A 26622-nucleotide genomic window follows, 5' to 3' on the forward strand; every position below is an offset into this window, starting at 1 on the left:
AAAAAGGTTTGCAATGGAAAACTGGGATGAAATCCGCACGGCCTATCAGGTGGCGCGTTTGGGCACTGTCAGCGGGGCCGCAGAAGTGTTGGGCGTGCATCATGCGACCGTGATCCGCCATATCGACGCGTTGGAAACGCGCATCGGGGTCAAGCTGTTTCAACGTCATGCACGGGGCTACACTGCGACCGAAGCGGGGCAGGATCTGGCGCGTGTGGCGCAGGCGACCGACGACCAGCTCAGCCAGCTTGCAGGCCGGATCAAGGGCCGTGGGGCGGAGGTTTCGGGAGAGCTTGTCGTCACGTCATTGGTTGGCTTCTCTGCCCTGATGACCCCGGTGATCGCTGCTTTTCAACGCACCTATCCGGATGTCACCGTGCGCTATCTGACCGGCGAGCGGCTGTTCCGGCTCGAATATGGCGAGGCCCATGTTGCCGTGCGCGCCGGGCGGGCACCCGACCAGCCGGATAATGTCGTCCAGCCGTTCTGTTCCGTAGCATACGGCCTGTTTGCGAGCCGTGACTATGTCTCGCGTCATGGACAGCCCTCGGGGCCAGACACTTTTGCGGGCCATCGGTTTGTGGCCTTTGACGATCTGGATGTGCGGGCCGGATTCCAGCAATGGCTGCGTCAGCATGTGACAACGGAACAAATCGCGTTTCGGTCCAATGAAAAACGCGCCATGGATGCAGCTATCCGCGCAGGTATCGGCATCGGTTTTCTGGAAACGTCCAAAGCCGGGAATGACGACGATCTGGTCGAGATCATGCCACCCCAGGAAAGCTGGGCCTCGGCGCTTTGGCTGGTCACGCATGTCGATCTGCATCGCACGGCCAAGGTGCAGGCGTTCCTGGGCTTTCTCAAAGACTATGCCGCGGGCGTCAAGAGATGATGACCCGGCCCGCTCAAGGGCACCTGGCGATGCTGGCCTTCTCGGCGCTGGTCGCGGGGTCTTTTTCGCTGGGCAGCCTGGTGGCCAATGAGATCGCGCCTGCTGCCCTGAACACGATGCGGTTCTTCATTGCCGGGGCGGCGCTAGGTGCTGTGGTGTTTGCCACGGGTGGCATCCCCAGAAAGGCGCTTCGCGCGCCATGGCGGTATCTGGTGCTCGGCGGGCTGTTCGCGTTCTACTTTGTGATGATGTTCGAAGGGTTGAAGACCGCAAACCCGGTCAGCACTTCGGCCGTATTCACGCTTAATCCGCTGATGTCGGCCATGTTTGGCTGGCTTATATTGCGGCAGGTGACGACGCCACGCATGGCGCTGGCGCTGGCCATCGGGGCTGCGGGGGCGCTTTGGGTGGTGTTTCGGGCTGATCTGGACAGGTTGCTGGCGTTCGAGGTCGGGCAGGGCGAGTTGATCTTCTTTGTCGGCAGCATCGCGCACGCCCTTTATACGCCGATGGTCCGGTTGCTGAACCGCGGTGAATCCGCGTTTGTTTTTTCGTTCTGTACGGTTGCCGCAGGATTTCTCATGGTCAGCATTTGGGGGTGGCGTGACATCCTAGTAACCGACTGGCTGGCACTGCCTTGGCTGGTCTGGTTCACGATTTTGTATGTGGCGATCGCCGCCAGTGCGCTGACTTTCCTGTTGTTGCAATTTGCGGCGCTCAGGCTGCCCTCGGCCAAGGTGTTGGCTTATACCTACCTCACGCCCAGTTGGGTGCTGCTGTGGGAATTGGGGCTGGGCCACGGCATTCCGCCTGCGCTGGTGATCTGCGGGGTCGGGTTGACAATCATGGCGTTGGTTTTGCTTCTAAAGGACGAAGAGAGGGTGCCGCTCAGGGTTTGACGTTCAGGCCGTGTCCCCATCGCCAAACTCGCTGGCCAGAAACCGCTCAAACGCCTCAAGATTGACTGGCTCGAACTGGCCGAAACCCTGCATCCAGACGCTGGCCTCGCGAAGTGCGTCCGGCTCCAGCTTGCACCATTTTACCCGGCCGCGTTTTTCTTGGGAAATCAGGCCCGCGCGGGTGAGGATGGCCAGATGCTTGGAAATCGCCGCGAGGCTGATCTCGAACGGCTCGGCCACATCCGTCACCGCCATGTCATCCTCTAGCAGCAACGACAGGATCGCGCGACGGGTTGGATCGGCCAGGGCCGCAAAGACGGTATCGAGGTCAGTAACCATCCCCGCATAAGCCGACATCGCCCGAGCCGCGTCAAGGCAGTGCTGAGATGCGTGGGCGGCCAGAAAGTTCCATGCAATTTCATACGCAGGCCAGCATAGGCGAAAAATGGCCGCAATAGCACCGTTCCAAGGGCGACTTTGCGCCGATGGCGTGCGGTGCGCGGAACATTGCCCTTCCCGGCGGAGTTTCCCCTACAGTAGCGTGGTAGTAAGCGTCCCAGCACTGGCCTCGCGCGCAACTGCCTTTGGCGCTGCGCTTTGTTGGTGCGGGGCGGCTTTGAACGCCGATGGGTGATCCGCGATATGCGGACTAGAAACATAGCACCGAATGGAGACTTTCATGTACAAACATTTTTTAGGATGCGCGACTGCCGCCGGACTTGGTTTGCTTACCGCCGGGGGGGCTGCGGCGCAGACCCAATGCGGTGTGATCCTCTTTTTCGCGAACGGTCAGACGGCGCTGTCCGGCGCAGAACAGACAGCACTGGCGGCAAATATCGCGGCGAATCCCGGCGCGTATAGCCTGGCCGGATACACAGACTCTACAGGATCTGCCGCCGCGAACGCGTCGATATCGCAGCGTCGCGCCGAGAACGTTGCTTCGATCGTCAGGGCTGTATCCGGTTCGAGCGTGACGAGCGCCACAGGGCAGGGCGAGGCGACCCGTCCCGGAACCACCGGTCCCGCGGACCCCCGCAACCGGCGCGTTGAGGTCATCAAGGATGGCTGTGTCGGTCCGGGTGCCCAAGCTCCGGGTGACGCGAGCGCTGGGTTGGGTGTCGCTGCCACGGTCGGCGCGTTGGGCGTGTTGGCTGTGATGACCGACGACGATTCGTCCTCGGGCAGCACATCGGGCACGGGCGGTTCAAACTAGCCTGACACGACTTCGCGCTTGTCTGACCGCCCGTTCCAGACCGGGCATGGTCAGGCAAAGCGAAAAGATCCGGGACACGCTGGTCGCGTCCCGGATTTTTTGTGTGTCGTGATGACATGCAGGGCCAATTGGTCACTCAACCATCTGGTTGAATGACATCAGAGGGGCCCGCGCCGGTCAACTGGCACTGTGGCAGGTTGTCCTCTGGCGGTGACGGATAAATAATATCGTTATTTATCAGTGCTGTATCTTCCCGTTGGCGCGGCACCGAGGGTGCTTGACTCAATGACCCCCTCGACATAGCAACAGCGCAACCGATTGAAGGGGCACAGGTGTGACCGATCCCGATCAGACACGGCGTCTCGCCGAGCTGGAAAAGCGGATCGAGGCGGCGAAATCCGCCAAGGCACCAAAGCCTCATCAGGAAGAACACTACAGTCAGGCAAACGTTGCCTGGCGCATGGTGATCGAACTTGTTGCCGGTCTAGGGATCGGTTTCGGCATCGGATACGGGCTGGACATCCTTTTTGGGACCACCCCGTTCCTCATGGTGCTGTTTGTAATGCTGGGCCTTGCTGCGGGCGTGAAGACGATGCTTCGCACCGCGCAGGAGATCCAGAAAAACACTGAGGCCGAACAGGCCCGCGACGACGAGAGGATAGAGGATGGCGACTGAAGCGCAGGGCGAAGAGGGCGGTCTGGTTTTCCACCCGATGGATCAGTTCATCGTCAAGCCGCTGTTCGGCGATGGGAATGTTGGCATGTTCACCATCACCAACGTGACGCTTTGGATGGCGATTGCCGTCCTGGCAATCGTCGGTCTGATGGTTCTGGCAACCTCGCGTCGCGGTGTGATCCCGTCGCGCGGTCAGTCGATTGCAGAACTTGCCTACGGCTTTGTCTACAAGATGGTCGAAGACGTCGCCGGCAAGGATGGCGTCAAGTTCTTCCCCTATATCATGACCCTGTTCATGTTCATCGTGACCGCCAACTTCCTTGGTCTGGTGCCAATGGCCTTCACCACGACCTCGCATTTCGCTGTGACCGGCGTGCTGGCACTGCTGGTGTTCTTCACCGTGACAATCGTGGGCTTCGTCAAGCACGGCACGACATTCCTGGGCCTCTTCTGGGTTGCCTCGGCCCCGCTGGCGCTGCGTCCGGTTCTGGCGATCATCGAGGTGATTTCCTACTTCGTGCGCCCGGTCAGCCACTCCATTCGTCTTGGTGGCAACCTGATGGCCGGCCACGCGGTGGTCAAGGTTTTCGCAGGCTTCGCTGCTATCGCAGTTGTCAGCCCGCTTTCGGTGGTTGCGATCACCGCCATGTACGGTCTGGAACTGCTGGTGGCCTTCATTCAGGCCTACGTCTTCACGATCCTGACCTGCGTGTATCTCAAGGACGCGCTGCACCCGTCCCATTAACGACCGTGGTGGCGGGACAGCCCGCCCCACGCCCGACACTCTGACAATACTCAACTTCCAATCGTAAGGAGAATTCACATGGAAGGCGATCTCGCACATATCGGCGCAGGCCTGGCAGCAATCGGTTCCGGCGCAGCCGCTATCGGTGTTGGTAACGTGGCTGGCAACTTCCTGTCCGGCGCTCTGCGCAACCCATCGGCAGCCGCTGGTCAGACAGCAACGCTGTTCATCGGTATCGCGTTTGCAGAAGCCCTGGGGATCTTCTCGTTCCTCGTTGCTCTGCTGTTGATGTTCGCAGTCTAAACCGCACGGATATGATCCTTACGGACGGGCGGAGCCACCACGCGTGGGCCGCCCGTTGTAGCGAAATTTCCGACGGAGGACGGTGACATGGCAACCGAAACGCATGAGGCCGTAGGCGAGGGCCTTGCGGACGCCACCGGGGTTGCGGCGCATGGCGCCGATGCCGCTCCGGGGATGCCGCAACTCGACTTCTCGACCTTCAGCAACCAGATCTTCTGGCTGATGGTCACGCTGGTCGTAATCTATTTTGTCCTCTCGCGCATTGCGTTGCCACGCATTGCTGCGGTTCTGGCGGAACGTCAGGGGGCAATCACGAATGACCTTACCGCAGCGGAGGACCTGAAGCGTCAGGCCGTTGAGGCTGAGGAAACATATAACAAGGCCTTGGCCGATGCCCGCGCCGAGGCGCAGAAAATCGTTGCCGAAGCCAAGGAAGAGATTCAGGCAGAGCTGGACGTGCAAATCGCCAAGGCCGACGCCGAAATCGCTGCCAAATCTGCCGAGTCGGAAAAGGCAATCGCTGAAATCCGCGCCACGGCGATGGAGAATGTCGAGGTTGTCGCAAAGGACACCGCAGGCGAGATTGTGCGTGCACTGGGTGGCAAGGCTGATGCCTCCACCGTGGATGCCGCCGTCAACAACCGGATCAAGGGGTGAAAGACATGCGCAAGCTGACACTGACTGCCCTTCTGGGACTGACCGCTGCCCCGGCACATGCCGCGACGGGGCCGTTTTTCTCGCTTCACAACACGGATTTCGTCGTGTTGCTGGCCTTCCTGCTTTTCCTCATCGTGCTGGTCTATTTCAAAGTGCCGTCGATGCTGGGCGGTATGCTGGACAAGCGCGCCGAGGGCATCCGCGACGATCTGGACGAAGCGCGTGCCTTGCGTGAAGAAGCGCAGACCTTGCTGGCCTCATATGAGCGCAAGCAACGCGAAGTGCAGGACCAGGCGGACCGCATCGTCGCCCATGCCCGAACCGAAGCAGAGCTTGCAGCGGAGCAGGCGAAGGTCGATCTGGAAAAATCCATCGCCCGCCGTCTGCACGCCGCCGAAGAGCAGATCACCTCTGCCCAGGCGGCTGCCGTGAAGGATGTTCGCGACAAGGCAATCACCATTGCCGTTGCTGCGGCGCGCGATGTGATCGCCAAGCAGATGTCCGAAGCGGACAGCAAAAAGCTGATCGACGACTCCATCAGCGTTGTTGGGCAAAAGCTGCACTGAACGGACGCTTCACGCTGACAAAGATTGTGACAAGGCCCGCATCGCGTCGGGCCTTTTCGCGTTTTCAGGATGGGATCTGAGGGATCAGAAACCGCCAAGCCGCTTGAAGCTCATCGAGATATGGGCGCGCCGCAAAAGCCCCACGGCCCGAAGGTCGCCTGTGCTCAATGCCGTGTGGATCTGCCAGATTTCGGCCGCGAAAATCTGGACCTCTGACAGCAGATCCAGATCCGGGATCGCGAGCAGCCAGATACGCGCCGTCTGGTAATACAGCCGGTCTGACACCTGACACAGCGCGGCGTTGCTTGTCAGGCTTGTCAGGAATTGATGCAGATGCATGTTCAGGACCGCAAAGGCGCGCGGGTCCGGCGTTATAACCAGCGCCTCGGTCTGACGACAAAGCGCATCAAGACGTTGCAGGTCGGCGGGCCGCACGGGGCGAGGCGAAAGCTGTCCTGCCAACTGCGCCAGTTCCATCCGCAATTCGTAGGTTTGGGCCATTGTTCTTATATCGGCATCGGTCACGATGGTGCCGATCCCGTGCCGGGTCTGAACCAACCCTTCGTCTTCCAGCCGCGCCAATACCCGCCTTACCGGGGTCCGCGACGTTTTGAACTCTGTCGCCAGTTCGGCCTCTGACAGGCGGGTGCCGGGCGTGTAGTCCAGCAGGCAAATTCGGTCGCGAAGGGCCGCGTGCATGCGTGCGAACCGTTCCGATGCTTCGGTCACGCGGCGCAGCTTTCGCCTAGGCGCTCCAGCATGGTCAGGCATTGCGATAGCTGGTCGAGGGCGACATATTCATCGGGTTTATGCGCCTGTGCGATGGACCCCGGCCCGCACAGCACCACCGACATGCCGAGCGCCTGAAACAGCCCTGCTTCGGTGCCGAAAGGCACGACATCGGCGCTGTTGATCCCGGTCAATTCCGCGATCAGGTGCCGCGCGGCATTGTCATCGACGGGTTCCAGCCCCACGACCTCGCCCACCGTTTCAGTCGAGATGTCGGCATCCGGCCAGATCTGCTGCATTTCCGGCAGCAACTCCTTGGCCACCAGATCATGCAGCGCCTGTTTGACAAAGGCGGAATCCGCGTCTCGCACCGGCCGCATCTCCCATTCCAACTCGGCTTTGCCGGGGATGACATTATGCGCGACACCGCCCGACAGACGCCCGACATTCACCGTGGTCCAAGGCGGATCATAGCGGCTGGACGCAGGCGCACGGGTCCGCAACTCGTCAGCCAGTTGCATCAATCGGTTGACATAGCGCACGGCATATAGAACTGCGTTCACGCCTCGGTCGGGGGCGGAACCGTGGCCCTCAAGGCCGGTAAATCGGGTCGTATATTCGCAGCAGCCCTTGTGGCCCTCGATCACGCCCATCATCGTTGGTTCGCCTACGATCGCAACGGATGGCAAGGTGTCGCGGCCGCGAAGAACCTCGACCAGCGATTGCGCACCAAGGCACCCAACCTCTTCGTCATGGGTAAAGGCGAAATGGATCGGGCGGCGCAGATTGCGCGCCGCAAAGGACGGTGCCAGTGCCAGTGTGGCGGCGATGAAGCCCTTCATGTCGCAGGTGCCGCGCCCAAAGAGGCGACCATCCTCTTCCCGCATGTCCCACGGATCGCCTGACCAGTCCTGATCGGTGACGGGGACCACATCGGAATGACCTGACAGCACGACACCGCCGCTGATATCGGGGCCGAGCGTGGCAAACAGGTTGCATTTGTTGCCCGTCTCGTCGTGAAACAGATCGACCCGCGCACCAAATGCCTCCAACCGATTGGCCATATAGGCCATCATATCAAGGTTGCTGTCGCAAGAGACGGTCGGAAAGCCGATCAGGTCGCGCAGGATAAGTTGGGTGTGGGCGAGGTTATTCATGGTTTGACATATAGTTTGCGTGGTCGGTTGCAGAAGGTCTCGGCCGGGCCGTTATCGCGGATCAAGATCGACTCGGTAATCTCCAGCCCCCAGTCCTCCATCCACAGGCCGGGCATGAAGTGGAATGTCATGCCTGCTTGCAGCACGGTTTCGTCTTCGGCCCGCAACGAAATTGTGCGCTCGCCCCAGTCGGGCGGGTAGCTGAGGCCGATCGGATAGCCGCATCGGGCGCTGCGCGCGATCCCCGCGCGGTCCAGGGGTGCAGCCAGCGCTGCGGCGATGTCGCTGGCGCGGGCACCGGGGCGCGCGACGTCCAGCCCGGCCTCCAAGCCTTCGACCAGTGCGGCCTCGGCCCGCAGGATGGTATCATCGGGTTGACCCAGAAAGATCGTCCGGCAGAACGGCGCGTGGTAGCGGCGATAGCAGCCGGAAATTTCAAAAAAGGTCGCCTCGCCATTCGCAAACGGGCGTCCGTCCCATGTCAGATGCGGTGCGGCGGCATCCGATCCCGAAGGCAGCAGCGGTACAATCGCCGGATAGTCGCCCCAATGCCCGTCGATACCGTGCAGCGCGTCACGGTAAACGCCCGCCACGATCTCGTTCTTGGGGATGCCGGGTTCGACCCGTTCCACCAGCCCGTCGATGATCTTTTCGGAAATCGCGGCGGCGCGGCGCATGAACAGGATCTCTTCGTCGGACTTAATGCCGCGTTCCCAGTTCACCATCGCCGTTGCGTCCACCAGTGTCGCCTTTGGCATTGCGGCACTCAGCGCAGAATGGGCCTTGGCTGAGTAATAATAATTCTCCATTTCCACGCCAAGTCTGGCCCGCTCCAGTCCGATATAGACCAGACGTTCGGCAAGATCGTCCATCGGGTGGCATTCTGTGGATTGCACGAAACTGTCGGCATAGCCCCAGACGCGTTCGTCGGCCATCCAGACAGTCCGAACCGCGCCGTTGCTGTCCTGCCGTCGGCCCCACCAGACCGGATCAAAGTCGTGCTGAATAACAACGCCTTGATGCACATAGAATGACCAACCGTCATACCCGGTCAACCAAGCCATATTCGAAGGATCCGTGATCAGCAGCGCGTCCAATCCCGCACGATCCATTGCGGCGCGCGTCTGGGCCAGACGCCGACCGTATTCCGCGGCGGTGAAGGGAAGTTCTTTGTGAAAACGGTGAAATGCCATTGCGGTGTCCATAGCCTGAGGTTTCACAAGTTTGCCGTACATGTACACAACCCCGATCATCCAAAAACGACATGAGGCCTCGAATTTGGCGGATTCGTGTTAAAATTTGTGCAAATCCACAAGCAAATTCAGGGTGTGCGCCCTTAAGTTGTGCGCATCAACTGAAGAATTGTGATTCTCGGACGGTCCTGCGGACAAACACGACCAAAGATCGCCTGCCAATAGCAGGAACACACCATGAATTGCGTACAAAATACGCAGAATCGGCCTGAATTGCGTAACACTGACATACGCTTAGCCTATGTCCAGCCAAAGCGGTTGCAACGAAAGGCCTTAGCGGGTTTAGTTGAGGGAAGATAATGCGGAACGAACCGCGAAAAAATATGGGGAGCCAAGTTTGGTTGATACAGCGAGCCGCGAGGCGTTCGTAGAATTTGAACGCGTGCAGAAGAGCTATGATGGCGAGACGCTCGTCGTCAAGGACCTGAACCTGGCTTTGCCCAAAGGCGAATTTCTTACAATGCTCGGGCCGTCCGGGTCCGGCAAGACGACCTGTCTGATGATGCTGGCCGGGTTTGAAACCGCAACCCACGGCGACATTCGTCTGGACGGTGTGGCCATCAACAACATTCCGCCGCACAAACGCGGCATCGGCATGGTCTTTCAGAACTACGCGCTGTTCCCGCATATGACGGTGGCCGAGAACCTGTCCTTCCCGCTGGAAGTTCGGAAGATCGGCAAATCCGACCGCGAGAAAAAGGTCAAACGCGCGCTGGAAATGGTGCAGATGGGCGATTTCGGGGGCCGCCGTCCGGCGCAGCTTTCGGGCGGTCAGCAGCAGCGGATTGCTCTGGCGCGTGCGCTTGTCTTTGAGGCAGAGCTGGTCCTGATGGACGAACCGCTTGGCGCGCTGGACAAGCAGTTGCGCGAACATATGCAGTTCGAGATCAAGCGCATCGCGGACAATCTGGGCATCACCGTGGTCTATGTGACGCATGACCAGACCGAAGCGTTGACCATGTCGGACCGCGTTGCGGTGTTCAACGATGGCAAGATCCAGCAACTCGCGCCGCCGGACACGTTGTATGAAGCGCCTGAAAACAGCTTCGTCGCGCAGTTTATCGGTGAAAACAACACGCTTGAGGGCAAGGTTCGGGAAATCACCAACGGTGTTGCGCTGGTTGAACTGGACAATGGCGATTTGATCGACGCCAAGCCGATCAACGTTTCCAAGCCCGGCGAACGTACCCGCGTCTCGATCCGTCCCGAACGTGTCGAATTCAATCTCGACCGTCTGGAAGAAGGCTCGCACACGTTGAAGGCCGAGGTGCAGGAATTCATCTATATGGGTGACATCTTCCGAACCCGCCTGAAGGTTGCGGGCAAGGATGATTTCATCATCAAGACACGGAACGCGCCCGATCAGGTTCGCCTGAAACCGGGTGAGGTCGTCGAGATTGGCTGGCAGGCAGAAGACTGCCGTGCGCTCGACGCGAACTAGGGCTGACAATCGCCGGAGACACCGCATTGGCGTGTCCGGCTGGTCCGGGGCCGGCTGTTGCCCGAGCACGAGACCCCCTTTACGAATTGGGCAAACTGGGAGATTTTAATGAAACTGACGAAAACCCTACTGGCAACTTCGGCACTCACTGTTGCCGCTGGTGCGGCATTTGCTGAAAGCCACATGGCAAGTGAAATGACACTCGTGTCCTGGGGCGGAGCCTACCAGAATTCGCAGCAAAAGGCCTATTCAGAGCCTTATATGGAAATGCACCCTGACGTTTCGATCGTTTGGGACGAAAGCTCCAACGAGGCTGTCGCCAAGCTGCGCGCGATGAATGAAGCCGGCAACGTGACCTGGGATCTCGTCGATGTGACAGCGGGCGACGCAATTCGCCTGTGCGACGAAGGTCTGGCGATGGAATACGATCCCGAGGAGTTGCTGGCCGCCGCACCCGATGGCACCAGCGCCGAGGACGATTTCGGCGACCTGCTGGTCAGCGATTGCTTCATCCCGCAGATCGTCTATTCGACCACGTTCGGATATCGCACCGATATGGTGCCCGAGGGCGTCGAGCCGCCGAATGACATTTGCGACGTGTTCGATCTGGAAACCTATCCCGGCAAGCGGTCGCTGGAAAAGCGTCCGATCAACACGATGGAATGGGCGCTGCTGTGCGACGGTGTGGCCAAGGACGACATCTATGATGTGCTGGAAACCGACGAAGGTCAGGACCAGGCGCTGGCCAAGCTGGACACGATCAAGGATCAGGTGATCTGGTGGTCGGCTGGTGCCGACACGCCGCAGCTTCTGGCAGATGGCGAGATTTTCATGGGCTCGACCTATAACGGCCGTCTGTTCAGCGTGATCGAAGAGCAGGACCAGCCGGTTGCCATGATGTGGGACGCGCAGGTCTACGATCTTGACGGTTGGATCATTCCCGCTGGGCTGCCCGAGGAACGCCTGGCCCGTGTGAAGGACTTCTTGAAGTTCGCGACGGACACCCAGCGCCTGGCAGATCAGGCCAAGTACATTTCTTACGGTCCGGCGCGCGCGTCTTCGGCACCGCTGGTGGGTCAGCATGCCGAACTGGGCATCGACATGGCACCGCACATGCCGACGGATCCGGCCAACTCCGAGAACACGTTCCTTCAGAACTATTCATGGTGGGCTGACTACCGCGACGATATCGACGCGAAGTTCCAGGCATGGCTGGCGCAATAAGCCGCCTGTAATACGGAAAGAGGCCGCGTGTCGGCCTCTTTCACGCCATTCGTTTTGACCTTTGATAACAAAAACAACGGGGACGATATGAGCAACGCGAGCGAAGCACCGACGCCGGATGACGGGCTCAATTTGACCGACAATGAAAACACCGGCCCCGTACTTGCCGCCGATGGTACACCGCTGAAGCGCAGCCTTGGGCGCGCCTTGCGCAGACAAAAACTTCGGGCGCTGATGTTGATAGCGCCGCTGCTGATATTTGTCCTTTTGACCTTTATCGCGCCGATCGCAGATATGCTGTTCAGATCCGTCGAGAACCAGATCGTCAGTGAAACACTTCCGCGCACCGTCGTGGCGCTGGACGATTGGGACAGCACGACCGGCGAACTGCCCTCCGAGGCAGTCTATGAAGCCGCCTATTATGACATTTTCATCGCCGCCGAACGCAAGTTGCACACGCGATTGGGGTCGCGTCTGAACTATGAACTCACCGGCGCATCGTCATTGTTTCGAAAATCCGGCCGCGGACTGGACGATCTTGGCGAAGTTTACCAGGATCAATTCGAGGATCTGAACGAGGCCTGGGAGGACGGTGAAACCTGGGCGCTGCTGATGGGGTCTGGCGATTGGCAGGACAAGGCCTACGCATGGGAGAAAAGTTCCGGCGATCTGGCACCGAAATTGGAACTGCGCGAAGGTATCGAAGAACTGCTGCCGAAAACCGCAGCTGCCTATAGCAGTTTTGCAAACTTCGTCCGGGTAGATGACGGCGACAATCCAGCGACCGAGGATCCTTGGTCACTGGTCTACACGGCCTTTTGGCAAGACTTGACCGGCGGAGCGAATGTTGCCTCCTACTCTGGTCCAGAGGCGGAATTGCTTATGGAAGCCGCAAATGCGGCGGGTGGGTTCGAGTCCACGACATTCTCCGAAGGGTTCGCAGATATCGACAAAGATTGGGCAAGCACGCCAATCTGGCAGACGATCAAGACCTACTCGCCCAAATATACTTCCGGTTATTTTCTCAACTCCGTTGATATGCAAAAGACCCCGGACGGGCCAGAACTGCGCGACGCGAATGAGCGGATCTATGGCATCCTGTTCAAACGCACGATGTTCATGTCGATGGTCATCACGATCAGCTGCATCATGCTGGGCTATCCGGTCGCCTGGATCCTGGCGAACCTGCCTGCGCGCACCGCCAACCTGCTGATGATCCTCGTGTTGCTGCCATTCTGGACCTCGCTTCTGGTGCGAACGTCGGCGTGGAAGGTGATGCTGCAACAGCAGGGTGTGATAAACGATGTCCTTGTGTGGTTGGGGCTGGTCGGCGACGGAGATCGACTGGTGATGATCAACAACCAGTTCGGCACGATCGTGGCGATGACGCATATCCTGCTGCCCTTCATGATCCTGCCACTGTATTCGGTGATGCAGACCATTCCGCCAACCTATCTGCGCGCGGCAAAATCACTGGGGGCAACAAACTGGACGGCTTTCTGGCGGGTGTATTTTCCGCAATCGGTGCCGGGTATTGGCGCGGGATCGATCCTCGTGTTCATCCTGTCCATCGGTTACTACATCACGCCCGAGATCGTCGGCGGCACGACGGGTACGTTTATCTCGAACCGGATCGCCTATCACATCTCGTCCTCGCTCAACTGGGGTCTGGCGGCAGCGCTGGGAACCATTCTGCTGGCGGTCGTGATGATCCTCTATTGGGCCTATGACAAGATTGTCGGCATCGACAACGTGAAACTGGGGTAAAAACAATGGCAGCACTTACACCGATTTCACGCAAACCCATGTCCTTCGTGGTGCCTGTCATGGCTGCGGCCGGAGCGTTCTTCGGCATCTTCGTCGGCACGGCGAACGGATCGACCCTGCTGGGGTTCCTGATCGGCGGCGTCCTTCTTGCCGCCATCGCGGCTGTCATCATGAAGATGGATCTGCCGGAAAAACCGGTGCGTTGGGGGCTGATCGTCGCCTTTTCCGTGCTGGGCATTTTCCTTGCAGGTATTCCAAGCGCCGTGCTTGGCGGGCTTTTCGGCTGGTTTACCGGCTGGTTTGCCTACTGGCTGTATGAAGGCCGGTATCGCGCCAAGATTGCACCCTATCTGACCCCCGGACAGGTGTTGTGGCATTTCGCTTTCCGCGTCATTTGCGGTGCGATCTTCTTCTTCCTGATCACACCCATCGTGGTCGTCATGCCGCTCAGCTTCAACGCCGAAAGCTTCTTTACCTTCACGCCCGAAATGCTGCGCTTTGACCCCGAAGGGTATTCGCTGCGTCACTACCGCGATTTCTTTACCTCTGACGCCTGGCAGCAGGCGTTGTGGAATTCGGTGACGATTGCGCCAATGGCGACGATCCTGTCCGTGGGTTTCGGCACATTGGCGGCGATCGGCCTCAGCCAACCGCATGTGCCGTTCCGGCGCGCGATCATGGCAATCCTGATTTCGCCAATGATCGTGCCGCTGATCATCTCGGCGGCGGGGATGTATTTTTTCTATTCGCGGATCGGGTTGCAGGGCACCTATCTGGGCGTCGTCTTGGCGCATGCTGCGCTTGGCATTCCCTTCGTCATCATCACGGTGACAGCGACACTGGTCGGCTTTGACAATTCCCTAACGCGGGCGGCGGCAAATATGGGGGCCGATCCGGTCACGACCTTCTTTCGGGTGCAGATGCCGCTGATCCTGCCGGGTGTGATCTCGGGTGGGTTGTTCGCCTTCATCACATCATTCGACGAGGTGGTCGTGGTGCTGTTTGTCGGCTCTGCCAGTCAGAAAACCTTGCCGTGGCAGATGTTCATCGGGTTGCGAGAACAGATCTCGCCGACCATTCTTGCGGTGGCGACCATCCTTGTGGCGATCTCTATCTGCTTGTTGACGGTTGTCGAAATGCTGCGGCGGCGTTCCGAACGTCTGCGCGGGATGAGCCCCGGCTAAGAGCGGATAATTTCAGAAAACAAGGCGGGCGCATCTGGCACTCGCCTTGTTTTGTTTTCCACTCTCACATTGTGTGGCAGAGGCATCGGGTCGACGCCCGGTGCAGGTGTCAGCTTCGCACCAGCTTTTCGTAGCTTTCTGAGATGTCGCGCGCCATTGTGCCAACCTCGAAATTGTAATCGCCGATCTGTCCGACGGGCGTTACTTCGGCGGCGGTGCCGGTCAGCCAGCATTGCTCGAAGCTTTCCAGCTCTTCCGGCATGATGTGGCGTTCATGCACGGGGATCTGACGGTCCTTGAGCATGCCGACCACGGTTTGCCGGGTGATGCCGTTCAGGAAGCAATCAGGCAAGGGCGTGTGGACCTCACCGTCCTTGACGAAGAAAATATTCGCCCCGGTCGCTTCGGCCACATAGCCGCGATAATCGAACATCATCGCGTCCGAGCAGCCTTTGGCTTCGGCCGCGTGCTTGGACATTGTGCAGATCATGTAAAGACCGGCGGCCTTGGCATGGCTGGGAATGGTCTCGGGCGACGGGCGTTTCCACTTGGAAATGTCGAGCTTGGCACCCTTCATCTTCGCATCGCCGTAATAGGCGCCCCATTCCCACGCGGCGACGGCCATGCGTACAGGGTTTCGCGAGGACGCGACGCCCATATCTTCGCCAGCGCCGCGCCATGCGACGACCCGCACATATGCATCATCCCAGCCATTTGCCTTCAGCACATCATATTTGGCCTGTTCGATTTCTTCGACCGAATAGGGGATAGGCATGTCCAGAAGGCCGCCGGACGTGTGCAGCCTTTCCGAATGCTTGACCGATTCGAAGATCTTGCCGTTGTAGCAACGTTCGCCTTCAAACACCGAGGACGCGTAATGCAGACCGTGCGTCAGAATGTGCACGTTGGCGCTGCGCCAATCGACCAGTTTCCCATCCATCCAGATCTTGCCGTCACGATCATCATATGCTGCGGCCATGGCTTTCTCCCGCCTTACCTTTTCAAATATTGCGCAGATTGCGACCGGTGTGGACGTAAAATTACGCGAAAACTGAGATTCGCTACCAGTTGGGGCTTGGAATGTCAATAAGGCTGACTTAAAATTGCCGGCAGGAAATGTGCCCTGAATGCCGGAGAACAGCCATGTCGGAAATACGAAATCTAGGCGGACAAGGGGGGGAGGCGTTGCTTTATCTGACGGATGAGCAGCTCCGTCAGGGCATTGAGGCGATGTTCTTCGCCTACCGGGGTTTCACGGCCGATCCTGATCGCATTTTGCAGGGAATGTCCTACGGGCGGGCGCATCATCGCGCATTGCATTTCATCCATTGCGCACCGGGCACCACGGTCAACAATCTGCTGAATATTCTTGGCGTGACCAAACAATCTCTCAACCGCGTGTTGCGCACGCTTATCGCCGACGGACTTGTTGAAAGCCGCATCGGGCGCATGGACAAGCGCGAACGCCACCTGCACTTGACCGAGCAGGGCAAGGAGTTGGAGCAGAAATTATCCGATGCCCAACGCGCCCGGATGCGTGCTGCATATCGCGATGCCGGACCAGCGGCGGTGGCAGGTTTCCGTCAGGTTCTTGAGGCTATGATGGACAGTGACATGCGCCACAACTACCGTGCGCTCAGGGAGGGACGCCTATGAGTGATCCGGACGCGCATCTGCTGATCGTCGATGACGACGAACGCATTCGCGGATTGTTGCAAAGATTCTTGGTCCGGCACGGCTTTCTTGTGACGGCCGCGCGCGACGCCGCGCATGCCCGGCGCGTCCTGTCGGGGCTGGAATTCGACTTGATCGTGCTGGATGTGATGATGCCGGGTGAGGATGGCGTCAGCCTGACACGCGATCTGCGCAAGACGTCGCAGACGCCGATCCTGCTGCTGACCGCCAAGGCGGATACGGATGACCGGATCGCTGGCCTGGAGGCCGGGGCCGATGATTATCTGTCCAAGCCGTTTGAGCCCAAGGAATTGTTGCTGCGGATCAATGCGATCCTGCGGCGGATGCCGGAAACCGAAGCCGATGCCACGGCCCCAAAACTGCTGACTCTCGGCCCTGTCCGCTATGACATCGAACGTGGCGAGATGTGGCGTGGCCAAGACCTGGTGCGCTTGACTGCGACCGAAGCCCAGTTGATGCGGATTTTCTCGGCCAGTCCGGGCGAGGCCGTCAGCCGTGCGCAACTGGTCGAGGATCTGGGGCGCGATCGCGACCAAAGCCAGGAACGCGCTGTGGATGTGCAGATCACCCGCCTACGCCGCAAGATCGAGGCTGACCCGAAACAGCCGCGTTATCTTCAGACGGTGCGCGGTGCGGGCTATATGCTGGCCCCTGACTGATCGTCACGGTTCAGAAAATGCATGAAAAGCGGAGGATGCCTTGGCCACTGCCCTGATTACCCATGCGGCCTTTCTGGAACATGTCACACCCGAAGGACACCCCGAGCGGGTGGCGAGGTTGCAGCATGTCCTGCACGCGCTTGAAGGGTTGGAGTTGCAGCGCGTGACCGCGCCGATGGCGGCAGAGGATGATTTGTTGCGCATCCACCCCAAGGCTTATCTGGAGGATCTGCGCGACGCGTCCCCGGCCAAAGGTCTTGCACAGCTTGACGGCGACACGTTCCTGTCGCCCGGTTCGCTGGAGGCCGCCACGCGGGGCGCGGGGGCTGCCGTGCGCGCGGTCGACTTGGTGCTGTCGGGCGAGGTAGCAAATGCGTTCTGCGCGATCCGCCCCCCCGGCCATCACGCGGAAAAAGAAACCGCCATGGGGTTCTGCCTGTTCTGCAATGCTGCGCTGGCCGCGAAACACGCGCTAGACCATCATGGACTGTCGCGCGTCGCGGTGGTGGATTTCGACGTGCATCATGGCAATGGTACGCAGGATCTGCTCTGGGATGAAAAGCGCGCGCTGCTGGTCACCAGCCAGCAAATGCCGCTGTGGCCGGGCTCGGGCAGGCCGGACGAAACCGGCGCATTCGACAATGTTCTGAATGTCCCGTTGGCGCCAGACACCGATGGCGCGGTGATGCGCGCCGCGTACGAGTCGCAGGTCTTCCCCCGGCTGCGTGCCTTCAAGCCAGAGCTGATCGTGATCTCTGCGGGGTTCGACGCCCATCGTGACGATCCGTTGGCGGGGCTTAACTGGGATACGGATGATTTCCGCTGGTTGACCCGTCAGCTTTGCGCAATAGCGGCAGAGCTTTGCGATGGCCGGGTGGTCTCGACACTGGAGGGCGGCTATGATCTTGAGGCGCTTGCGCAAAGCACCCGTGCGCATGTCGAGGAATTGCTGGAGGCAGGCAAATGAGCGAAACCCCTGTGGACGAAATGAGCTTTGAACAGGCAATGGCCGAGTTGGAGCAGGTCGTGGGCAAGCTGGAACGTGGCGATGTCGCGCTGGAGGATTCCATCAAGCTTTACGAACGTGGTGCCGCGCTTAAAAAACGCTGTGAGACAAAGCTGAAGGAAGCCGAGGAAAAGGTCGCGGCCATCACGTTGAACGCCGATGGCCAGCCGACGGGGACGACGCCGGTCGAAGGGCTGTAGATGTCCGGGATACGCGCACCGATGCAACAGGACCGCGTGCCGGACACTGGCTTACTTCCATTCAAGCCCGCTTTGGCGCGCGCGGCGGAACTTGCGCAATCACAGATCGCCACATCCCTTTCCGGGCTCGACAGCGACGTGGCGCAGGCGATGCTTTACGCGGTAGAGGGCGGCAAGGCGCTGCGCGCCTTTCTGGTGATCGAAGGCGCGCGGCTGCATGGCATCGACCGGCAGGATGCGGCACCGGCTGCCGCCGCGATCGAGGCGCTGCATGCCTATAGCCTTGTGCATGACGATCTGCCCTGCATGGACGACGATGATCTGCGGCGCGGCAAGCCCACCGTGCACCGCAAATGGAACGAGACCGTGGCCGTTCTGGCCGGCGATGCGTTGCAGGCGCTGGCGTTTCAACTGGCCGCGCAATCCCCCTGTCCGGCAAAGCCTTGCGTGGCACTGATCCACGGGCTGGCCGTCGCGGCAGGTGCGCATGGCATGGTCGGCGGGCAGGCAATGGATATTGCTGCCGAAACCGCGAAGACGCCGCTGAACCTTGAGCAAACCACGCAGTTGCAGGCAGGCAAAACCGGCGCGTTGATCACATGGTCGGCCACTGCCGGGCCGGTGATGGCGGGTGCTGCGTCTGACAAGCTGCGTATCTACGGCGAATGCCTTGGCCTTGCGTTCCAGATTGCCGATGACATTCTGGATGTGATCGGCGATGCGGCAACAGTCGGCAAGGCGGTGGGCAAGGATGCCGGGCGCGGCAAGGCCACTTTTGTCAGCCATCTGGGTCTGGACGGGGCGAAACGCCGCGCGCAATCCCTCGTGACCGAAGCGAGTGATGCGCTATCTGTCTATGGAGCAGCGGCGGAATGCTTGCGGGAAGCCGCTCGTTTCGTTATCTCGCGCAAGAATTGACACAAGCCTCCGGAGGCTCCCCAATGTCGCCGAAACCCGAAACGCCGCTTCTGGACCGTGTTCACGCGCCAGCCGACCTGCATCACTTGTCGGATGCGGATCTCGCGCGGCTTGCGGCAGAGCTTCGGGCCGAAACGATCTCGGCTGTGTCGCAGACCGGCGGACATCTGGGCGCGGGGCTAGGCGTGGTCGAACTGACCGTGGCGCTGCATGCCGTATTCGATGCGCCGCGCGACAAGATCATCTGGGATGTCAGTCACCAATGTTACCCCCACAAGATCCTGACCGGGCGGCGCGACCGCATGCCCACGCTGCGCCAGAAGGACGGGCTGTCGGGGTTCACGAAACGCAGCGAAAGCCCCTATGATCCGTTTGGTGCTGCGCATAGTTCGACGTCTATCAGTGCCGCGCTGGGATTCGCCGTGGCCCGCGATCTGGGCGGTGCCTGCGAGACCGGGCATGGCGATGCGATTGCCGTGATCGGTGATGGTGCGATGAGCGCGGGCATGGCCTATGAGGCGATGAACAATGCAGGTCATCTGAAAAAGCGCCTGATCGTGATCCTGAACGACAACGAGATGAGCATTGCGCCGCCCGTCGGTGCCATGTCCACCTATCTCAACAGGCTTTATACCGAGGCGCCGTTTCAGGATTTCAAACAGGCCGCAAAGGGCGCGGTCAGCCTGTTGCCGGAACCGTTCCGCGAAGGTGCCAGGCGCGCCAAGGATATGCTGAAAGGCATGACCATGGGCGGTACGCTGTTCGAGGAGTTGGGCTTCAGCTATATCGGGCCGCTGGACGGGCATGATCTGGGCCAGCTTCTGCCGGTGCTGCGCACCGTCCGTCAGCGCGCGACCGGTCCCATCCTGATCCATGTGCTGACCAAGAAGGGCAAGGGCTATGCCCCGGCCGAGGATGCCGATGATCGTGGCCATGCGCGCGCGAAGTTCGATGTTGTCACAGGCCAGCAGAAGAAATCCCCCTCCAACGCGCCCAGCTATACAAAGGTGTTTGCCCGCGCGCTGTTGCAAGAGGCCGCCGAGGATCCGCGCATCTGTGCCGTGACAGCGGCGATGCCCGACGGCACCGGGCTGGACCTCTTTGCAGAACGCTATCCCAGCCGCTGTTTCGACGTAGGCATCGCCGAGCAGCATGGCGTGACCTTTGCAGCGGGGCTCGCGGCGGGGGGCATGCGGCCGTTCTGCGCGATGTATTCGACTTTCCTGCAACGGGGCTATGATCAGGTCGTGCATGACGTGGCGATCCAGCGCCTTCCGGTGCGTTTCGCCATCGACCGCGCCGGGTTGGTCGGGGCCGATGGTGCCACCCATGCGGGCAGCTACGACGTGGCCTATCTTGCCAATCTGCCCGGCTTTACTGTCATGGCCGCTGCTGACGAGGCGGAATTGAAACACATGGTCGCCACCGCCGCTGCGCATGATGACGGGCCGATTGCGTTCCGCTATCCGCGGGGCGAGGGCACCGGCGTCGAGATGCCGGAACGCGGCGAAGTGCTGGAGATTGGCAAGGGCCGGATGATCCGCGAAGGCAAGGGCGTGGCGATCCTGTCTTTCGGCACGCGTCTGTCCGAAGTCATGTCGGCCTGCGAGGCGCTTGGCGCGCGCGGGATCACGCCCACCGTGGCAGATGCCCGCTTTGCCAAGCCGCTGGACCGCGCACTGATCCTGCGTCTGGCCGCAGAGCACGACGCCCTGATCACCATTGAAGAGGGTGCGGTGGGCGGTTTCGGCAGCCATGTCGCACAGCTTTTGGCCGAAGAAGGCGTGTTTGACAGCGGCTTGAAATATCGCTCCATGGTGCTGCCGGATGTGTTCATCGACCAGTCTTCGCCTGCGGATATGTATGCCACGGCCAAGCTGAGTGCGGCAGACATCGAAGCCAAGGTGCTGTCGGTTCTGGGCGTCGGGGCGATCCGGTCGGACAGCGCCTGAGCGTTACTGCGTGGCGGCCACGCCTGCATTGACGAGAGTGACGGCAACGGCGACGACAGCGGCGGTGAAAACATAGCCAGCCGCCACATAGATGCCGTCTCGTGTGACCATGCCGATGCACAGCAGCGACACCGTGAAGGCGCCGATGCTGGTCACCATCGGAAGCAATTCAAGCGGTGGCCAGGCGGCGGTGATCAGGACGATGATCACCAATGCGACCTGACGAAACGGCGATCTTGTCAGCATCCGCAGCCTGTCGCCGGTGTGTCGATCAACCCAGCGGGCGGGCTTTTCCAACCAGTTTAGCGCGCTTTGCAGCCGGTCGGCGGCCAGGCGTCGCCGCATCAGAAAATCCGGAAGCCAAAGATGATCGCGGCCGAAAAGATCTTGCACGGCGATCAGCATGATAAGCAGACCACCCAAGGTGGGCAGGGTCGGGATGCCCGAGATCGGCGATACAAGGATCAGTGCGGGCACCAGCATGAGCGGGGCAAAGGCGCGTTCCCCGATCTTGTGGATCAGTTCACGGACCGACACGTTGTCATCGTCGCCATCGGGTTTCAACGCGTTCAGAAGCGCTGTGAGCGTCTGGCGAGAGGGCGTTTCCGTCATGCAATGTCTCCGCAGGTGAAAGACGCGGTCAACGGCCTTGCACCTCTGCTTTCAAAAGTGCCGCCAAGCCACTGCGATAATCCGGGTATCGCAGGCGAACGCCCAGTTCGGTCTTGATGCGGTCGTTTCGGACCCGCTTTGATTCAGCATAGAAACTCCGCGCCATGGGGCTTAGTTCCGCGTCCTCAAAAGGAATGGGTTTCGGCACCTCCATGCCCAACAGGCCTGCCGCATGGGCGATCACGTCCTGCGGCGGGGCCGGGTCGTCGTCGCACAGGTTGTAGATGCCACCCGGACGCGGCTGTGTGATAGAGGCGGCAAGCGCCTGTGCGATGTCCTCGACATGAATGCGGCTGAACACCTGTCCGGGCTTGATGATCCGCCGGGCCGTGCCCGCGCGCACCTTGGAGAACGGGCCACGTCCGGGGCCGTAGATGCCGGCAAGCCTGAATATGTGCAAGGGCAGGTCGGGGATGCCCTTCCAGCCCGCCTCGGCCTGTTTACGCCAGCGGCCGCGCCGGGTTGACGGGGCGAGCGGTGTGTCCTCGTCCACCCAGCCCCCTGCATGATCACCGTAAACACCTGTTGTGGACAGATACCCGACCCAGTCGAGCCGCGCCGCGTCGGTCGCGAGTTCCGGGGCCAGCGCGCGCAGGACAGGGTCGCCATCTGCGTCCGGAGACACCGAGGACAGGACATGCGTGGCCTGAGGCAACGCCCCTGTCAGATCCTCGCCCGGCCAGACCAGCGCACAGATCCCGTCGGCCTTCAGCCGCGCGGCTTTTTCGGCGCTGCGGGTGGTGCCGATGATGCGCCATCCCCCCTGCGCAAGCAGAACCTTCGCCAGCGCCTGCGCACTATAGCCGTGACCGATGGAAAGAAGTGTGCGTGTCATGCCGCGCAAGGTGGGCCGCTGATGGCAAAATGGCAAGGGCCGCCCCGCGCTTCGATGCGTCGTTTTGCCATTCGCCAGCTTGGCCAAAAGGCGCTTATGCCGGGACGCTTTCGGCGCAAATCTGCCGCTGCGGGAACGGCGCGCTTTGCCGGGCCGGAATTTCACGCTAACCGGAGCGGGATCAACAAGCCATGAGCTGACCATGTCCCGCATCCACAGCCTTTTGCTTCTAATGATATGCCTCGCCTTGCCTGCCTGCGCCGATCTTACCGGCCCCTCCGACCAGATGTCTTTTGCCGCCGCGTCCAAGGCACCGCCGCTCTATCCCAACGAAACACCGGAACTGCGGCAACTTATCAACGAATATGCGGACCAATACGACGTACCGCGCCCATTGGTGCACCGGGTGGTCATCCGCGAAAGCACACACCGTCCCGGCGCGCGCAACGGTCCCTATTACGGGCTGATGCAGATCCTGCCCGCCACGGCGCGCGGCATGGGGTTCCGGGGTCAGAACAAGGACCTGCTGGATGCCGAGACCAATCTGAAATACGCGGTGAAATACCTGCGCGGCGCGTGGATGCTGTCGGATGGCAGCTATGACACGGCTGTAAAATGGTACTCGCGCGGATATTACTACGAGGCAAAGCGCCAAGGCATGCTGGAAGAAACCGGGCTGCGCTAATGCGCGTAGTTTGACCCTTCATCGTCCAGAATTGCCTTCAGTTCTGCCAGGTGGCGCAGATCCTGTTCTGGATATTCTTCGATCTCGCGTGCCGTTTTTTCGGCGATCTCGTCGGAGAGCACACTCAGCGGCTGGCCGGTTTGCAAGGCACGAATATAGGTTTCTGCCGCGCGTTCGAAGTAGAACAGCCGGTTGAACGTATCGGCTACCGTGTCGCCGATCACCATCACGCCATGGTTGCCCATGACCAATACCTTCTGTTTTGGATCGCATAGCAATTCGGCACAGCGCGCGCCCTCATCCTCAAACGCCAGCCCGCCATAATCACGGTCGATTGCGTGGCGGTTGAAAAAAGTGGCGCAGTTCTGGTCGATCGGCGGCAGGCGCGGATCTTTCAGGCAGGCAAGCACGGTGGCATGGATGGAATGCACATGCATGGCGCAGCGCGCATGCGGGCAATGCCGATGCAACCCGCCATGCAGCCCCCAGGCGGTGGGGTCGGGCGCATTCGGCCCGCTCAGCGTGTCGGGGTCATCGGCATCCACCATGATCAGATCGCTGGCCTTGATACGCGAGAAATGCACCTGGTTCGGGTTCATCAGGAACCGCTTGCCATCGTCGGACACGGCCAGGCTGAAATGGTTGGACACGGCCTCGTGCATGTTCAGCCGGGCGGTCCAGCGAAAAGCGGCGGCAAGATCGACACGTTCTTGCCAATGGTCAAGGTTGGGGCGCAGTTCGGACGCGTGCATGGCGGACTCCTTGGGGGATGTGTTTGCGGCCATAGTCTGCGTCAGCGCGACTGAATTGGCCAGAGCTTGCCGTGATGCTGCCGCTTGATCCCCTTGCCGGTTGGTGTCAGGTTGCGGCGACAACGGCCAGGGGGCGCAGAAGTGATGCAGGATCGGGGCAACGGAATCGATTTGGTGACGCCGGATCTGCCTAAGGCAGAGCTGTTCAACAACGCGCAGGCGGCGGTGGATCGGCTGGTCGAACTGTATACCGGTGCGGCGGATTTTCTGTGTACGCGTTTTCGCGAAGCGATGGAGACCGGCCACCCCGGCTGTCGGTATCGGGCCTTTTATCCCGAGATCCGCATCACCACCACCACCTTTGCCAAGGTCGACAGCCGACTTAGCTTTGGCCATGTCGCCTCGCCCGGGACGCATGCCGCAACCATCACCCGCCCGGATCTGTTTCGTCACTATCTGGAGCAGCAGATCGAATTGTTGACCCAGAACCACAAGGTGCAGGTTCAGATCGGCGTGTCCGACACGCCCATGCCAGTGCATTTCGCGGTCGCCGGCGATCAAGGCATCACGGTGCCTCAGGATGGGGCGGCGGATTTCACCTTGCGGGATGTGTTCGACGTACCAGACCTGAGCACGACCAATGACGACATCGTCAACGGCACCTTCCTACCCAAGCCCGACGGAACAGAGCCATTGGCGAATTTCACGGCGCAGCGGGTGGATTACAGCCTTGCGCGGCTGGCGCATTACACCGCGACGGACCCGGAGCATTTCCAGAACCATGTTCTGTTCACCAATTACCAGTTCTATGTCAGCGAGTTCGAGGCCTATGCCCGCGCGCAGCTTGCCGACCCCGCCAGCGGATACACAGCGTTTGTCAGCACCGACAACACCGTCATCACAAAGCCTGACGAGCCGCTGCCCGCGGTTCTGAAAATGCCGCAGATGCCGACATATCACCTGAAGCGGGCGCATGGGCAGGGGATTACCTTGGTCAATATCGGGGTTGGCCCGTCCAATGCCAAGACTGCGACAGACCACATCGCCGTGCTGCGCCCGCATGCCTGGATCATGGTCGGTCACTGTGCCGGGCTGCGCAATTCGCAGTCGCTGGGTGACTTTGTTCTGGCCCATGCCTATCTGCGCGAAGACCGTGTGCTGGACGATGATCTGCCGGTCTGGGTGCCGATCCCGGCGCTGGCCGAGATACAGATCGCGCTGGAAAGCGCCGTGGCCAAGGAAACCGAGATGGATGGCTATGACCTGAAGCGCGTGATGCGGACGGGCACGGTGGCCAGCGTCGACAATCGCAATTGGGAATTGCGGGATCATACCGGTCCGGTGCAGCGGCTCAGCCAGTCGCGGGCCATCGCGCTGGATATGGAAAGCGCCACGATCGCGGCCAACGGCTTTCGCTTCCGGGTGCCCTACGGAACCTTGCTATGCGTCAGCGACAAACCGCTGCACGGCGAGTTGAAGCTTCCCGGAATGGCCTCGGATTTCTACAAGACGCAGGTTGCACGGCACCTGATGATCGGAATCCGGGCGATGGAAACGTTGCGCGAAATGCCGCTGGAACGCATCCATAGTCGGAAATTGCGGGCATTTGACGAAACAGCCTTCCTCTAACCTAGCGTAAATCGGCTAAAACCGCACTATTTTTGCCAGTTTTGTGCCACTATTCGTTGTGTTGCCCCGCAAGATGAAGTTAGATATGCGCCACGAGGCCCAAGACGTCGGGCGGATAAAGGAGACCATGAAATGGCGAAACCCATGACAAAGACCCAACTCGTCGCCGCCTTGGCCGATGAAATGGATACTGACAAGAAAGCTGCGGGCGCAGCTCTGGATGCGGTGTGTGCATTGATCACCCGCGAAGTCGCAGGCGGCGGTGCCGTGACCCTGCCGGGCGTTGGCAAGATCTATTGCCGCGAACGCCCCGAGCGTATGGTGCGCAACCCTGCGACAGGCGAACAATTCAAGAAAGAGGCCGACAAGGTGGTCAAGATGACCATCGCGAAGGCTCTGAAGGACAGCGTCAACGGCTGATCTGCCGGACCTGTTTTCGCAAGCAAGACCAAGGGGGCGCATTTGCAGCCCCCTTTTTCGTGGCGCGATGTCATCATGTCACAAGAGGCACGGCGCGCGGGGTGGTCCGAAGCCGACCGCTTTTGCCGCCGCCATTCCGACTCGGCCTTCACGTTTGGCGGTCAGCCTTGCGACTATCACACTGGGACAATCACCGTGGCATCGGATTGCGCGCCTTGTTGTAGGGCTCCCAATCGCGGATGTCTGGGTAGTAGCGCACGCGCCATTCCCGGACGCGCGGATTCATGATCCGCCGCCAGAGCGGTGGTATCATCGCCGCCATGGTCATGATCGGATAGCCAAAGGGCAGTTGCGGCGCATCGACCTTAGAATGGTTCTGCAAAAGTGGAAAGCGTCGGTCGGGCTTGTAGTGATGGTGACCTGCCACTGAACTTTCATCCAGCCGCGACCGGAGCCCGGTTGGTGTTTACGCCATTTGGCGCAGGTTGAGCAA

30 protein-coding genes and 1 pseudogene are annotated in these 26622 nt (G+C 60.3%); 22 read left to right on the forward strand and 9 right to left on the reverse strand.

Features of this window, described 5'->3' with window-relative positions:
- Positions 1-13: 13 nt before the first annotated feature.
- Together ACN0WV_RS07445 and ACN0WV_RS07450 are read left to right on the forward strand one after the other, a co-directional pair.
- On the forward strand, positions 14-892 hold the full coding sequence (locus tag ACN0WV_RS07445) for a LysR family transcriptional regulator (RefSeq protein WP_417604746.1): 879 nt from the start codon (positions 14-16) through the stop codon (positions 890-892).
- The gene (locus ACN0WV_RS07450; protein ID WP_417604748.1) at positions 892-1791 is read left to right on the forward strand and encodes a DMT family transporter; all 900 of its coding nucleotides are present in this window, start codon (positions 892-894) and stop codon (positions 1789-1791) included. Before ACN0WV_RS07445 ends, ACN0WV_RS07450 begins: the two co-directional genes overlap by 1 nt.
- Positions 1792-1794: 3 nt before the next feature.
- On the opposite strand, the gene ACN0WV_RS07455 is transcribed toward ACN0WV_RS07450, so the two are convergent.
- Entirely contained in the window at positions 1795-2130 is a 336-nt protein-coding gene (locus ACN0WV_RS07455; protein ID WP_084352177.1) for an ArsR/SmtB family transcription factor, read from the reverse strand.
- A gap of 340 nt (positions 2131-2470) precedes the next feature.
- Between ACN0WV_RS07455 and ACN0WV_RS07460 the strand changes: the two genes are divergently transcribed.
- The 6 genes from ACN0WV_RS07460 (at position 2471) to ACN0WV_RS07485 (ending at position 5951) form a co-directional block, all read left to right on the forward strand.
- Positions 2471-3004 (forward strand): OmpA family protein, encoded by a 534-nt coding sequence (locus ACN0WV_RS07460; RefSeq protein WP_218673191.1) that lies wholly within the window; start codon positions 2471-2473, stop codon positions 3002-3004.
- 334 nt (positions 3005-3338) lie between these two features.
- Entirely contained in the window at positions 3339-3680 is a 342-nt protein-coding gene (locus ACN0WV_RS07465; protein WP_084351453.1) for an AtpZ/AtpI family protein, read from the forward strand.
- A complete protein-coding gene (locus ACN0WV_RS07470; protein ID WP_084351455.1) occupies positions 3670-4425 on the forward strand; it encodes a F0F1 ATP synthase subunit A in 756 nt (251 codons plus the stop codon). The genes ACN0WV_RS07465 and ACN0WV_RS07470 overlap by 11 nt, the downstream gene beginning before the upstream one ends.
- Before the next feature lie 78 nt (positions 4426-4503).
- Positions 4504-4728: a F0F1 ATP synthase subunit C gene (locus ACN0WV_RS07475; RefSeq protein ID WP_084351458.1), complete on the forward strand. Its 225-nt coding sequence runs from the start codon at positions 4504-4506 to the stop codon at positions 4726-4728.
- An 87-nt stretch (positions 4729-4815) separates the two neighbouring features.
- On the forward strand, positions 4816-5385 hold the full coding sequence (locus ACN0WV_RS07480) for a F0F1 ATP synthase subunit B' (protein WP_084351460.1): 570 nt from the start codon (positions 4816-4818) through the stop codon (positions 5383-5385).
- Positions 5386-5390: 5 nt separating this feature from the next.
- On the forward strand, positions 5391-5951 hold the full coding sequence (locus tag ACN0WV_RS07485; RefSeq protein ID WP_084351463.1) for a F0F1 ATP synthase subunit B: 561 nt from the start codon (positions 5391-5393) through the stop codon (positions 5949-5951).
- An 84-nt stretch (positions 5952-6035) separates the two neighbouring features.
- Here ACN0WV_RS07485 and ACN0WV_RS07490 read toward each other — a convergent pair whose 3' ends face one another.
- From ACN0WV_RS07490 to ACN0WV_RS07500, 3 genes are read right to left on the reverse strand one after another with little or no spacing between them, the layout of a single operon-like run.
- A complete protein-coding gene (locus ACN0WV_RS07490) occupies positions 6036-6680 on the reverse strand; it encodes a GntR family transcriptional regulator (protein ID WP_417604752.1) in 645 nt (214 codons plus the stop codon).
- Positions 6677-7837: an acetylornithine deacetylase gene (gene argE / locus ACN0WV_RS07495; RefSeq protein ID WP_417604754.1), complete on the reverse strand. Its 1161-nt coding sequence runs from the start codon at positions 7835-7837 to the stop codon at positions 6677-6679. Before argE ends, ACN0WV_RS07490 begins: the two co-directional genes overlap by 4 nt.
- Positions 7834-9030 (reverse strand): M24 family metallopeptidase, encoded by a 1197-nt coding sequence (locus ACN0WV_RS07500; RefSeq protein ID WP_084352181.1) that lies wholly within the window; start codon positions 9028-9030, stop codon positions 7834-7836. The genes argE and ACN0WV_RS07500 overlap by 4 nt, the downstream gene beginning before the upstream one ends.
- A gap of 397 nt (positions 9031-9427) precedes the next feature.
- Here ACN0WV_RS07500 and ACN0WV_RS07505 point away from each other — a divergent pair, with 397 nt between their 5' ends.
- The 4 genes from ACN0WV_RS07505 to ACN0WV_RS07520 all read left to right on the forward strand — a co-directional run bounded on the left by ACN0WV_RS07505 (position 9428) and on the right by ACN0WV_RS07520 (position 14706).
- Positions 9428-10531: an ABC transporter ATP-binding protein gene (locus ACN0WV_RS07505; RefSeq protein WP_084351471.1), complete on the forward strand. Its 1104-nt coding sequence runs from the start codon at positions 9428-9430 to the stop codon at positions 10529-10531.
- 108 nt (positions 10532-10639) lie between these two features.
- On the forward strand, positions 10640-11755 hold the full coding sequence (locus ACN0WV_RS07510) for an extracellular solute-binding protein (RefSeq protein ID WP_084351474.1): 1116 nt from the start codon (positions 10640-10642) through the stop codon (positions 11753-11755).
- 87 nt (positions 11756-11842) lie between these two features.
- Positions 11843-13522 (forward strand): ABC transporter permease, encoded by a 1680-nt coding sequence (locus ACN0WV_RS07515; RefSeq protein WP_417604757.1) that lies wholly within the window; start codon positions 11843-11845, stop codon positions 13520-13522.
- 5 nt (positions 13523-13527) lie between these two features.
- Positions 13528-14706: an ABC transporter permease gene (locus ACN0WV_RS07520; RefSeq protein ID WP_084351476.1), complete on the forward strand. Its 1179-nt coding sequence runs from the start codon at positions 13528-13530 to the stop codon at positions 14704-14706.
- Positions 14707-14815: 109 nt separating this feature from the next.
- Here ACN0WV_RS07520 and ACN0WV_RS07525 read toward each other — a convergent pair whose 3' ends face one another.
- On the reverse strand, positions 14816-15685 hold the full coding sequence (locus ACN0WV_RS07525; RefSeq protein WP_084351479.1) for a branched-chain amino acid aminotransferase: 870 nt from the start codon (positions 15683-15685) through the stop codon (positions 14816-14818).
- A 164-nt stretch (positions 15686-15849) separates the two neighbouring features.
- Between ACN0WV_RS07525 and ACN0WV_RS07530 the strand changes: the two genes are divergently transcribed.
- From ACN0WV_RS07530 to dxs, 6 genes are read left to right on the forward strand one after another with little or no spacing between them, the layout of a single operon-like run.
- Positions 15850-16362, forward strand: coding sequence for a MarR family winged helix-turn-helix transcriptional regulator (locus tag ACN0WV_RS07530; RefSeq protein ID WP_084351482.1), 513 nt, complete (start codon positions 15850-15852; stop codon positions 16360-16362).
- On the forward strand, positions 16359-17060 hold the full coding sequence (locus ACN0WV_RS07535; RefSeq protein ID WP_417604759.1) for a response regulator: 702 nt from the start codon (positions 16359-16361) through the stop codon (positions 17058-17060). The genes ACN0WV_RS07530 and ACN0WV_RS07535 overlap by 4 nt, the downstream gene beginning before the upstream one ends.
- Before the next feature lie 40 nt (positions 17061-17100).
- Positions 17101-18027 carry a histone deacetylase family protein gene (locus ACN0WV_RS07540; RefSeq protein WP_417604761.1) on the forward strand — a complete coding sequence of 309 codons (927 nt, stop codon included), beginning with the start codon at positions 17101-17103 and terminating at the stop codon, positions 18025-18027.
- Positions 18024-18266, forward strand: a complete 243-nt coding sequence (locus tag ACN0WV_RS07545; RefSeq protein WP_084351489.1) for an exodeoxyribonuclease VII small subunit — start codon at positions 18024-18026, stop codon at positions 18264-18266. Before ACN0WV_RS07540 ends, ACN0WV_RS07545 begins: the two co-directional genes overlap by 4 nt.
- Entirely contained in the window at positions 18267-19184 is a 918-nt protein-coding gene (locus tag ACN0WV_RS07550) for a polyprenyl synthetase family protein (protein WP_084351492.1), read from the forward strand. It begins immediately after the preceding gene.
- Positions 19185-19207: 23 nt separating this feature from the next.
- A complete protein-coding gene (gene dxs / locus ACN0WV_RS07555; RefSeq protein WP_417604763.1) occupies positions 19208-21136 on the forward strand; it encodes a 1-deoxy-D-xylulose-5-phosphate synthase in 1929 nt (642 codons plus the stop codon).
- A 3-nt stretch (positions 21137-21139) separates the two neighbouring features.
- Here dxs and ACN0WV_RS07560 read toward each other — a convergent pair whose 3' ends face one another.
- The gene (locus tag ACN0WV_RS07560) at positions 21140-21748 is read right to left on the reverse strand and encodes an exopolysaccharide biosynthesis protein (protein WP_417604765.1); all 609 of its coding nucleotides are present in this window, start codon (positions 21746-21748) and stop codon (positions 21140-21142) included.
- Positions 21749-21776: 28 nt separating this feature from the next.
- Positions 21777-22643: an SDR family oxidoreductase gene (locus tag ACN0WV_RS07565; protein WP_417604766.1), complete on the reverse strand. Its 867-nt coding sequence runs from the start codon at positions 22641-22643 to the stop codon at positions 21777-21779.
- 21 nt (positions 22644-22664) lie between these two features.
- Between ACN0WV_RS07565 and ACN0WV_RS07570 the strand changes: the two genes are divergently transcribed.
- Together ACN0WV_RS07570 and ACN0WV_RS07575 are read left to right on the forward strand one after the other, a co-directional pair.
- On the forward strand, positions 22665-22838 hold the full coding sequence (locus ACN0WV_RS07570) for a hypothetical protein (protein ID WP_417604768.1): 174 nt from the start codon (positions 22665-22667) through the stop codon (positions 22836-22838).
- A gap of 7 nt (positions 22839-22845) precedes the next feature.
- The gene (locus tag ACN0WV_RS07575; RefSeq protein WP_084351502.1) at positions 22846-23328 is read left to right on the forward strand and encodes a lytic transglycosylase domain-containing protein; all 483 of its coding nucleotides are present in this window, start codon (positions 22846-22848) and stop codon (positions 23326-23328) included.
- On the opposite strand, the gene ACN0WV_RS07580 is transcribed toward ACN0WV_RS07575, so the two are convergent.
- Positions 23325-24080 (reverse strand): class II aldolase and adducin N-terminal domain-containing protein, encoded by a 756-nt coding sequence (locus ACN0WV_RS07580; RefSeq protein WP_417604770.1) that lies wholly within the window; start codon positions 24078-24080, stop codon positions 23325-23327. The genes ACN0WV_RS07575 and ACN0WV_RS07580 overlap by 4 nt on opposite strands.
- 144 nt (positions 24081-24224) lie before the next feature.
- Between ACN0WV_RS07580 and ACN0WV_RS07585 the strand changes: the two genes are divergently transcribed.
- Positions 24225-25709 carry an AMP nucleosidase gene (locus tag ACN0WV_RS07585; RefSeq protein WP_417604771.1) on the forward strand — a complete coding sequence of 495 codons (1485 nt, stop codon included), beginning with the start codon at positions 24225-24227 and terminating at the stop codon, positions 25707-25709.
- 132 nt (positions 25710-25841) lie between these two features.
- Positions 25842-26129 carry an HU family DNA-binding protein gene (locus tag ACN0WV_RS07590; RefSeq protein WP_084351508.1) on the forward strand — a complete coding sequence of 96 codons (288 nt, stop codon included), beginning with the start codon at positions 25842-25844 and terminating at the stop codon, positions 26127-26129.
- A gap of 190 nt (positions 26130-26319) precedes the next feature.
- On the opposite strand, the pseudogene ACN0WV_RS07595 reads toward ACN0WV_RS07590, so the two are convergent.
- A pseudogene (locus tag ACN0WV_RS07595) lies at positions 26320-26544 on the reverse strand (alkane 1-monooxygenase); the annotation flags it as partial.
- Positions 26545-26622 lie beyond the last annotated feature (78 nt).

Origin of the sequence: Primorskyibacter flagellatus, assembly GCF_048268605.1 — a bacterium.
Classification (GTDB): Bacteria; Pseudomonadota; Alphaproteobacteria; order Rhodobacterales; family Rhodobacteraceae; genus Primorskyibacter; species Primorskyibacter flagellatus.